The organism is Bacillus cereus group sp. BfR-BA-01379 (genome assembly GCF_022663605.1).
In the GTDB taxonomy this organism is placed as follows: Bacteria; Bacillota; Bacilli; order Bacillales; family Bacillaceae_G; genus Bacillus_A; species Bacillus_A mobilis.
The window spans coordinates 1-10,326 of the sequence record NZ_JAKUFT010000114.1; the positions used below are offsets into that span (position 1 = coordinate 1).

Consider the following 10,326-nt stretch of genomic DNA (forward strand, 5'->3'; position numbering starts at 1 on the left):
ATGGAGAAATTATTAAACATATTGTAAAAAATAAGAAAGAAGAAAAGGCATCATTTCCTTCTAAGCCAAATAAGCCAACACCGAGTGGAGAAGTGAAACCATCCGCTGATGTGAAGCCAATGCAACAACCTAATACTCATAATGAAGTGCGTTTACCAGCTACTGGCGGCGTTGGCAATGAATTTACGGTTTTATTCGTTTTAGGAATTGGCTTTATTATTGCTGGTGCTTATGTGTTAAGGGTGAAAAATAGAAAAGAAATGTAGAAAAAAAACGCCTTGTAATAGAGGCGTTTTTTTAGTATCTCAATTTCCTCAACAAACTCTTAATTTCCTCATCTTGCATGAAGAGATCCAGATGCTTCTCTGTAATTTTTGCAAGTGCAACGTCGTGATAGAAAAATTCTGTAAAGAACTTTACGAAAGGTTGTGACATTGTTTTCATCGCTTGCCATGACTCTTGCTCTACACCAGCAAATAAAATTTCGCGGTCGTCAACGATGAGCAGCAAGTAGCGTTCTAATGCGTTAGGTTCTTCAGTTGGGATTAGAAAATGCATGTTTTCTAACTCTGTTTCTACTTGCCCAACTATAAGGGACTCGAGTTTGACACCTTGTTTTGCTTTTTCTTCTAATGAAGGAAGATATTCTAAAAGAGTATCATTCCAAGCTGAAATACGAATCGATTCTTTTGCACTTTCGATGAGTTCTTTACTTTGAACTCGAATAGAAGATTGCATTTTTAAGCTCCACACACGGTCATCTGTAAATGATTTTTTCGATATATTTGTTTCTAATTCTTTAATATTTGATTGAAATTCTGTCGTTAATTTTTCAATTGCTAGCTTGAGTGGTAATGCTGTATACAGCTTTTTCTTTTCAGAAACAGAATCCATTACCATGCCTTTATCGATTAGGCGTGCTAGCACTTCATATATTTTTGCTTTTGGAACACCAGAGTGCTTCACAATTGTTGTAGCATCTAGTGGTTCGTTGCTTGATACGACAACTTCATAAGCTTGGCTTTCATACTGTGAGAAACCGAATTTTTGTAACATAGTTCCCTCCGAACGAATGAGATGATATAGATTAAGGATAATGAACTATTTGTTTTTGCACAAGTGGTAGTAGGTTTTCTACTCAAATTGAGATGAGAATTAATTTCAATTTTTTAATTTTATCCATTATACTTAATATAGTGATTAATATGATTATAATACAACGAGAAGGGGATGCATTGGGGAAGATGTTGAGAAGTTTACGTTTAAAAATTGCGGTAGTATTTTCGGTGCTTATTTCTATGATGTTTGTAATATTAGGTACAGCTATGTATCAATTACAGAAAGAGAAGGAAGTGCGCTCCTTAGACCAGTATTCTCAAAATACGATGGATCTTGTGACAGAGCAACTTACGACATTTGTTCAAAGAACGGATGAAGATATGGGATATTATGCGAACAGTGAGATGGTTCGTAATATACTTCAAGACGGAGTTACTCCAGAAGAAGAAGCCTTTTTGACGAAAGAGTTTTCGGAGTACAAAAAGAATCATCCTGGTATTTTAGACTTATATATTGGTACGAAAGATAAAAAAACATTAAGTGCCAATCTTGCTGAAGGTGGACAAGTGCCAGAAGGATATGATCCAACGACAAGACCATGGTATAAAGACTCAGAAGCCGATGTGAAAAAGGTTCACTGGGGACAACCTATGTACGAAATTGCAACAGGTAAGTTAAGCGTGGGAGTTTCTAAAGCCATTACAGCTCAAGATGGATCTGTATTAGGTGTTGTTGCGATGGATGTATCACTTGGAACAATTCAGAAGTTACTTCATAATATTCAATACAATAATGGCGGAGAAATGTTTATTATAAATGATAAAAGTATGGCTCTTGTTTACCCAGAGAAAATAGGAAAAGATGTTTCGAAAGAGCCACTTGTGAAGAGTTTAAATAAAGAGGTAACAAAATATGCTGTCACTACATTAAAAGGTGAAGATGTAGTTGTTTATAGTCAGTCATTTGATTTGATGAAATGGAAAATAGGAATCTTTTATCCAAAAGAAACGATTGATGGGCTATTGAATAGTACGAGAAATACAGTCCTTATAATGGCATGTATTAGCTTATTAGTTGGAATCGTAGCTTCATACTTGTTCTCAAGAAGATTAGCGAGACCGCTGCAACTATTAAAGAATCACGTTCAAAAAGTAGCAGAAGGTGATTTAACGTTGCAAATGAAAGTGACAAGTAAGGATGAAGTTGGAGAACTGACGAATCATTTTAATCATATGGTTGAGCAAATGAATGAAATGGTAAGTAAAATTAAAAATAGTGTATCAACAGTGCAGCAATCAACGAATAATCTACATTATTTAACGAATGAAACTGTAGCGGCTAGTAGAGAAGTTTCAGGTGCAATGGATGATGTGAGCGGAGGAGCGTCTACTCTTGCTAATAGTGTCGATGAAGTTTCAGAACAGCTCGAGAATATGGCGCAGTCAGTGGAACAAATGAATCACTCCGTTGGTGAAATAAAAGGAGTGGCTGGCAAAGCTGAAGAGGCATCTAAGCAAGGATTAAATACGATGCGTAATTTAGTTCGTACGAGGGGCCAATCATCTTCGATTGTTGTTCATACAGAGGAAGCCTCCGGAAAGTTAGAGCAAAGAGTTGGGTCGATTCAAAATGTTGTAGAGCTTATAAAAGGTATTTCGGATCAAACGAATTTACTTGCTTTAAATGCTTCAATTGAGGCGGCACGTGCAGGTGAACAAGGTAAAGGGTTTGCTGTTGTTGCTGAAGAAGTTCGGAAATTAGCGGAACAATCAAAAGATGCAACAGTAGAAATTGCGACGATGATTGGTGATGTACAAGTAGAGGTAAGACGTGTTGTAGAAGTTGTAAGTAAATTGAAAGATATTGCGGATATACAAAATAAAGTTACGACAGAGGCAGAAACGGAATTCCGCACAATTATGTCAGTTGTAAATACGATTAGTACTTCGGTGGAACAAATTGTAGAAGAGGTACATAACATCGGTTACGAGCAAGGAGAAATTACAGCGGTAATGCATACAATTGCTGGTACGAGTCAAGAAAGCGCAGCTGTTTCGGAAGAGGTAAATGCTGCAACTGAATCTCAAGTGAATCATCTAGAAAAGGTAGCTCATACGATGGAAAGCTTGACGGAGCACATGAGCGACTTAGAAAGATTAGTTGAGCAATTTAAAATAGAGGAATAACAAATTAGTAAAATGATGAGTATTTCGGTAAAATAGACAATGGATATATAAGAAGCAAGTATAGGAGGAAGACTACTATGGCAATTGTTGACGTATCGATTATTCCAGTAGGAACAGGTAATCCAAGTGTTAGTGAATATGTAGCAGAAGTACAAAAGGTGCTAGAGAAAAATGCAGATCGCGTGAAGTATCAATTAACACCAATGAATACAATTATTGAAGGAGATCTTCCTGTCATTCTAGAAGTTATTCAACAAATGCATGAAGTTCCATATACGAAAGGTGCACAGCGTGTTGCGACAACAATTCGTATCGATGATCGTCGTGATAAAGTAAGCACAATGGAGAAGAAATTAAACTCTGTTCGATCAAAATTATAAGAAAAAGCAGCGATCTTCGCTGCTTTTTTCATATAGGAGGTAGATAAAATGAGTGAAAAGTTTAACGAACAATTTGATGGGTTGTTAGAGAAATACACGGAGCTATTACTTGGAGAGAGCAATGATGAGAGAAAAGAACAGGTGCAGAAGTGGGCGCTGTATTCTTACATAGCAAAGACGATGCCAGCTTTAGTGAAGCATTGGAATGAGACTTACCCTGATGCGAAAGAAGAGATGGTACAGTTAATTACAGATATTAAAAGGCTTAATGAAGAGAAGAGAAATGAGCAATAACAAAACTTGAGATAAATATAATCTCAAGTTTTCTGTATTAATATCCTTATATAATTTACATAGAATATAAAGGGTTTTATAAGCATGTCGAATATTTTCGACATGCTTATTTTGTGCCTAGTAAATTCGTTTTTTCTAAATGTCGAAAAATATTTCCTGCATATTTATAAGCGGAAATATAGGGTTTTAAATGTTTTTATAGTATTTTATAAATTATCTAAATAATTATTTGTATCCAATAATTTTAAACAATGATATAATTTTGAAGAGGGGTAAAAAACAGATAAATCACAGTCATAGGGGTGAATTACATGGAACAATTAATGCGAAATTCGTTTCTTTTCTTGTCAAAAAATAAAGCGCTAACAAAACTGGCTAAAAAGTACGGTTTACGCTTTGGTGCAGGTCGCTTTGTCGCAGGGGAAACGATTGAATTAGCGACAGCTGCAATTAAAGCATTAAATAAGCAAGGTCTTTGTGTAACAATCGATTATTTAGGTGAATTCGTTGATAACGAAGCGGAAGCAAATGAAATGGCTAGCGAATCGATTGAAGCGATTCGTGCAATTGGAAGAGAAGGTCTTAATTCGCAGCTTTCTTTAAAGATGACTTCTATGGGATTAGATATCTCTGATGAAATCGTAATGAACAATATGCGCCGTATTTTAGAAGCTGGAAAAGAAAATGGTGTGTTTATTACAATTGATATGGAAGACTATACGCGCTGCGGGAAAACAATTGAGATCTTTAAACAATTAAAATCTGAATACGATAATATTGGTACAGTTATTCAAGCCTACCTTTATCGTACAGAAAAAGATATGGAAGAATTAAATGCTTATAGTCCTAATTTACGTCTTGTAAAAGGAGCTTATAAAGAACCTGAAGAGGTGGCGTTCCCGGATAAGAAAGATGTAGATGATAACTATAAAAAAATTATAAAAATGCACTTATTAAATGGAAATTATACTGCAATTGCTTCACATGACGAAGCGATTATTGAATATACGAAAAAACTTGCCGAAGAACACAATATTCCAAGAGACCAATTTGAATTCCAGATGTTATATGGTATTCGTAATGAGCGTCAACTTGAGCTAGTAAAAGAAGGTTACAAAATGCGTGTTTATGTGCCTTATGGAAACGACTGGTATGGCTACTTCATGCGCCGTCTAGCAGAACGTCCAGCAAACGTTGCGTTCGTATTAAAAGGTATGGTTAAAAAATAACCAAGGAGAAAATACTCCTTGGTTATTTTAATTGCTGAAATGCGTAATGTGCCATTTTCTTCGTATCAGGATATAGTTGCGTGCGAGAAGAAGATAATACAACATTAATGACGCGTTTATCGTCTTTTTCATCCACTGTTACGACCGTATATTTTCCGAGTGCTGATAGACCGCTTTTACTTCCAATTGCATATGGATCGTCATATAGTTCTTCTCGTCCATAGTTTGCGATGTTTGGAGAGCGTTCTGAAGTATGTAGAGTTGTACGTGTTGAATTCATATATTCTAAAACAACTGGGTACTTTAATGCCTCTTTCGTAATCATAGCAATGTCGTAAGGTGATACTTTATTTCCGAGTGCATCAGCGCCACTTGCGTTTTTGAAAGTCGCATGCTTTGTACCAAGTTCCTTCGCTCTAGCATTCATCATTTTTACAAATTCATTTTTTGATCCTGCGATATGTTCTGCGATTGATTCGGCTATTGGGTCTGCACTAATGATAAGCATCAGTTTTAATGCCTCATCACGCTTTAACTTTTCCCCAGCACGAAGTTTAATTTTCTTACTTTGACTTTCTGTTTTAATTGCGTTCTCTGTAATCGTAATTTCTTCATCTTCTTTTACATTCTCTAGTAAGAGAAGGGTCGTCATCATTTTGGCTATACTAGCCGGATAAGAGCGTTCGTCTTCTCGTTTTCCATACAAGACTTCACCTGTGTCTGCATCAATTGTAATGGCGTATTGCCCAGTAATGCTAGGTTGATCAGCTCTTACAGCTTGTTGTCTTTGTGCGTAAGAGAAGAAAATCATCCCTGTAAATAGTGTAGCAATCATTACAATCATAACTATTGTTCGTTTCATCATCGTTCCCTCTTTTGTTTTCCATATGTACAAATAAATTGGGCAGAAAAAGCAGCCATTACCCATTATGCCACGTTTTCTGCCCAAAAATATACCGTTATTTTTCGCCCATATTATGCTTCTTGTATTGTTGGTTATTACCTTGACGGCCCTTTTCCACACCGTGATTATGCGGACCTGCATTTCCAGTTACACTTGCTGCGCTAATTCCAGCTTTTGAAGGGTTCTTCTTAAGTTTTGCCATATATATTCCTCCAGTTTCGTCAGATTATAAAAAGGAAAAGTGTATTTGAGTGAAGAAAATACATACATATAGCATGGGCAAATAAAAGAAAAATATTTATTTCAGAAAATTTTATCAATAAATATATTGCGAAAATTCAAACTGTATCATATATTTATTAGTAGAGGCTCACTCATTGATTGCGACTTATGTCGAAAAATTGAATGAGCATTCATTCAAGAATAGGGGGAGAATTGGATGTTCCAAATTAAAAAGGCTGCTGTTCTAGGTTCAGGCGTAATGGGTTCGGGGATTGCGGCACACTTAGCTAATATTGGTATTCCGACATTATTGCTTGATATTGTACCACCTGCGCTAACAAAAGAAGAGGAAGCGAAGGGACTTACATTAGAACATAAAAGTGTGAGAAATCGTTTTAGTAATACGGCTGTACAAAAACTATTAAAGCAAAAACCAGCTCCTCTGACAGTGAAAGGAAATCTAGCACTGATTGAAGCAGGTAACTTAGAAGATGATCTTGAGCGTCTAGCTGATGTTGATTGGATTATTGAAGTAGTAGTTGAAAACTTAGATATTAAAAAGAAACTATTTGAAAAAGTAGATGCTGTTCGTAAACCGGGTTCTATTGTAAGCTCGAATACGTCAGGCATTTCAGTTGAAAAAATGGCAGAAGGTCGTTCAGACGACTTCCAGAAACACTTCTTAGGGACACACTTTTTTAACCCACCACGATATTTAAAACTTCTAGAGGTAATACCGACGAAAGAAACAGATCCACAAGTATTAAGCTTCATGAAACTATTTGGCGAAGACGTTCTTGGAAAAGGCGTTGTTATCGCAAAAGACACACCAAACTTTATTGGAAACCGCATCGGTACGTACGGTTTATTAGTAACTCTTCAAGAGATGATAAAACGCGGCTATAGTATTGGAGAAGTTGATTCTGTAACAGGCCCACTTATCGGTCGTCCGAAGAGCGCAACGTTCCGTACATTAGATGTTGTCGGTTTAGATACATTCGTACACGTTGCAAATAACGTATATGAAAACGTACAAGAAGAAGAGCGTGATGTATTTAAAGTACCAGCTTTCATGCATGACATGCTTGATAAAAAATGGCTTGGAAGTAAAACAGGTCAAGGCTTCTTCTTAAAACAAGGAAAAGAAATTTTAGAATTGAATCCTGAAACGATGGAGTACGAAGCTCGCAAAAAATTAAAAGCTGCATCTATCGAGTTAAGTAAACAAGAAAAAGGTTTATCAAATAAATTGAAAGCGCTTGTATACGCGAAAGACCGTGCAGGAGAGTTGTTATGGAACATCATTACACCGACTCTTTTATACTCTGCAAAACTTCATAAAGAAATTGCTGACGATATCGTTGCAATTGACCAAGCGATGAAGTGGGGCTTTGGCTGGGAGCAAGGACCATTTGAAGTTTGGGATGCAATTGGCGTTGAAAAGTCTGTTCAAAAGATGGAAGAAAACGGCGCAGTTGTTCCGACTTGGGTGAAAGAAATGGTAGAGAAAGGTTTCACTACTTTCTATAAACATGATAACGGAGAGAGCTACTATTACCATAATGGCGAATATAAGCCAATTGAACGCAATAAAAAGGCAATTTCTCTTAAACAATTAAAAGCGAAAAATGGCGTATTAAAGAAAAATAGCGGAGCGAGCTTAATTGATTTAGGTGACGGCATCCTTTGCTTAGAATTCCATTCGAAGAGCAATGCAATTGGTATGGATATTACGCAAATGATTAACTACGCTGTTGATGAAGTAGAAAAGAATTATAAAGGTCTTGTTATCGGTAACCAATCGAAGAACTTCTGCGTTGGTGCGAACTTAGCAATGATCTTAATGGAAGCACAAGATGACAACTACTTTGAAATTGAGTTGGTTGTGAAAAACTTCCAAGATGCAATGACGAAAATTAAATACTCTTCTAAGCCAGTTGTAGCAGCACCATATGGTATGACGCTTGGCGGAGGTACAGAAGTTTGCTTACCAGCAGCGAGCATTCAAGCTTCTAGCGAAACGTATATGGGCTTAGTAGAAGTTGGTGTTGGCTTAATCCCTGGCGGAGGCGGTAATAAAGAGCTATACATTAAACACTTAAACAAAATGCCAAACGGTGTAGAGTTTGATCTGCAAAAAGTTGCGAATAAAGTATTCGAATCTGTAGCGATGGCGAAAGTTTCTACATCAGCACAAGAAGCTGCATCGAACAACTTCTTAGGCGATAAAGACGGTATTAGTGTGAATGGTGATCACTTACTATATGATGCGAAACAAAAAGCACTTGCTTTATATGAAGCTGGCTATAAAGCGCCGATTCGTAAAAAGATACCAGTTGTTGGTGAAACAGGATATGCAACTCTTGTACTTGGTGCAGAAGCAATGCATTTATCAGGTTACATTTCTGAACATGATCTTCACATTGCGAAGAAACTTGCATATGTCATTGCGGGCGGAAAAGTGCCGTACGGAACAGAAGTTGATGAGCAGTATTTATTAGATGTAGAACGTGAAGCATTTATTAGCTTAGTAAGTGAGATGAAATCACAAGCAAGAATGCAGCACATGCTTGTAAAAGGAAAGCCATTACGTAACTAATAACGAGGGGAGATATCGTTCATGAGAGAAGCTGTCATTGTTGCGGGAGCAAGAACACCAATTGGAAAAGCAAAGAGGGGTTCATTAAAAACAGTTCGTCCTGACGATTTAGGGGCGTTAGTAGTAAAGGAAACGTTAAAGCGTGCGAATTATGAAGGACCAATCGATGATTTAATTTTCGGTTGTGCGATGCCAGAAGCAGAGCAAGGTTTAAACATGGCTCGTAATATCGGCGGATTAGCAGGACTTTCTTACGATGTTCCAGCTATTACGATTAACCGTTACTGTTCTTCAGGTTTACAAAGTATTGCTTACGGAGCAGAGCGTATTATGCTTGGTCACTCGGAAGCGGTATTATCAGGCGGAGCGGAATCAATGAGTTTAGTTCCGATGATGGGACACGTTGTTCGTCCAAATAGTCGCCTTGTAGAAGCAGCTCCAGAATATTATATGGGCATGGGACATACAGCAGAGCAAGTTGCTGTGAAATATGGAATTTCTCGTGAAGAACAAGATGCATTTGCAGTAAGAAGTCATCAACGTGCTGCGAAAGCATTAGCTGCAGGGAACTTTGCTGATGAAACAGTATCTGTAGATGTAACGTTACGAACTGTTGGATCAAATAACAAATTGCAAGAAGAAACAATCATTTTTGCACAAGACGAAGGTGTAAGAGCAGAAACGTCGCTAGACATTTTAGGTAAATTACGTCCAGCATTTAACGTTCGCGGTTCTGTAACAGCTGGTAACTCTTCACAAATGAGTGACGGTGCAGCATCTGTACTATTAATGGATCGTGAAAAAGCAGTGAGTGATGGCATGAAGCCACTTGCGAAATTCCGTTCATTTGCAGTAGCTGGCGTACCACCAGAAGTAATGGGAATCGGCCCAATTGCAGCAATTCCAAAAGCATTAAAATTAGCTGGCTTAGAGCTATCTGATATTGGCCTATTCGAACTAAATGAAGCATTCGCTTCTCAATCAATCCAAGTTATTCGTGAACTTGGTTTAGATGAAGAGAAAGTAAATGTAAACGGCGGTGCAATCGCACTTGGACACCCACTTGGCTGTACAGGAGCAAAACTAACACTATCCCTTATTCACGAAATGAAACGCCGCAACCAACAATTCGGTATCGTAACAATGTGTATCGGCGGCGGAATGGGAGCAGCAGGAGTGTTTGAATTACTATAAAAAGTAGAAGTGGCTCGCTCAGAACAGGAGGGCGTTGGAAGCCCTGACGAAGAGGCGCTTTTTGCCTCACAGGAAGGGGTAAAACGACCGACTGTTTTAGCCACTGGAACTGGATTATAAAAAAAGTGGAAGTGGCTCGTTCAGAACGAGACGCCAATGCAAAGAATGGAAGCAACAAAGGTTTATAAAAAATAAAATTGAGAGCCAGCTTCTTTCAAAAAGAAAGGAGCGGCTTATGAAAATATGAAGGAGGAAATTT

The 10,326-nt window shown here is 37.6% G+C and carries 10 protein-coding genes; 7 read left to right on the forward strand and 3 right to left on the reverse strand.

Going from position 1 to position 10,326, the window contains the following annotated elements; all coding sequences use genetic code 11:
* On the forward strand, positions 1-266 hold a 266-nt coding region (locus MR113_RS25660; RefSeq protein WP_242257309.1), incomplete at its 5' end, for an LPXTG cell wall anchor domain-containing protein.
* A gap of 31 nt (positions 267-297) precedes the next feature.
* On the opposite strand, the gene MR113_RS25665 is transcribed toward MR113_RS25660, so the two are convergent.
* On the reverse strand, positions 298-1,056 hold the full coding sequence (locus tag MR113_RS25665) for a TrmB family transcriptional regulator (RefSeq protein ID WP_098870791.1): 759 nt from the start codon (positions 1,054-1,056) through the stop codon (positions 298-300).
* 188 nt (positions 1,057-1,244) lie between these two features.
* Between MR113_RS25665 and MR113_RS25670 the strand changes: the two genes are divergently transcribed.
* From MR113_RS25670 to MR113_RS25685, 4 genes are all read left to right on the forward strand, one after another.
* Complete coding sequence (locus MR113_RS25670) at positions 1,245-3,245, forward strand: methyl-accepting chemotaxis protein (protein WP_242257312.1); 2,001 nt, start codon at positions 1,245-1,247, stop codon at positions 3,243-3,245.
* Positions 3,246-3,322: 77 nt separating this feature from the next.
* Entirely contained in the window at positions 3,323-3,625 is a 303-nt protein-coding gene (locus MR113_RS25675; RefSeq protein WP_001018860.1) for an MTH1187 family thiamine-binding protein, read from the forward strand.
* Between the two features lie 48 nt (positions 3,626-3,673).
* Positions 3,674-3,919 (forward strand): YusU family protein, encoded by a 246-nt coding sequence (locus MR113_RS25680; protein WP_001290586.1) that lies wholly within the window; start codon positions 3,674-3,676, stop codon positions 3,917-3,919.
* A 311-nt stretch (positions 3,920-4,230) separates the two neighbouring features.
* Positions 4,231-5,148 (forward strand): proline dehydrogenase family protein, encoded by a 918-nt coding sequence (locus MR113_RS25685; RefSeq protein ID WP_000436767.1) that lies wholly within the window; start codon positions 4,231-4,233, stop codon positions 5,146-5,148.
* A 22-nt stretch (positions 5,149-5,170) separates the two neighbouring features.
* On the opposite strand, the gene MR113_RS25690 is transcribed toward MR113_RS25685, so the two are convergent.
* The gene (locus MR113_RS25690) at positions 5,171-6,010 is read right to left on the reverse strand and encodes a D-alanyl-D-alanine carboxypeptidase family protein (protein WP_242257310.1); all 840 of its coding nucleotides are present in this window, start codon (positions 6,008-6,010) and stop codon (positions 5,171-5,173) included.
* Positions 6,011-6,107: 97 nt separating this feature from the next.
* The gene (locus MR113_RS25695; protein WP_001096344.1) at positions 6,108-6,254 is read right to left on the reverse strand and encodes a YuzL family protein; all 147 of its coding nucleotides are present in this window, start codon (positions 6,252-6,254) and stop codon (positions 6,108-6,110) included.
* Between the two features lie 237 nt (positions 6,255-6,491).
* Between MR113_RS25695 and MR113_RS25700 the strand changes: the two genes are divergently transcribed.
* Together MR113_RS25700 and MR113_RS25705 are read left to right on the forward strand one after the other, a co-directional pair.
* On the forward strand, positions 6,492-8,873 hold the full coding sequence (locus MR113_RS25700) for a 3-hydroxyacyl-CoA dehydrogenase/enoyl-CoA hydratase family protein (RefSeq protein WP_242257311.1): 2,382 nt from the start codon (positions 6,492-6,494) through the stop codon (positions 8,871-8,873).
* Between the two features lie 21 nt (positions 8,874-8,894).
* Complete coding sequence (locus MR113_RS25705; RefSeq protein WP_001206340.1) at positions 8,895-10,067, forward strand: acetyl-CoA C-acetyltransferase; 1,173 nt, start codon at positions 8,895-8,897, stop codon at positions 10,065-10,067.
* Positions 10,068-10,326 lie beyond the last annotated feature (259 nt).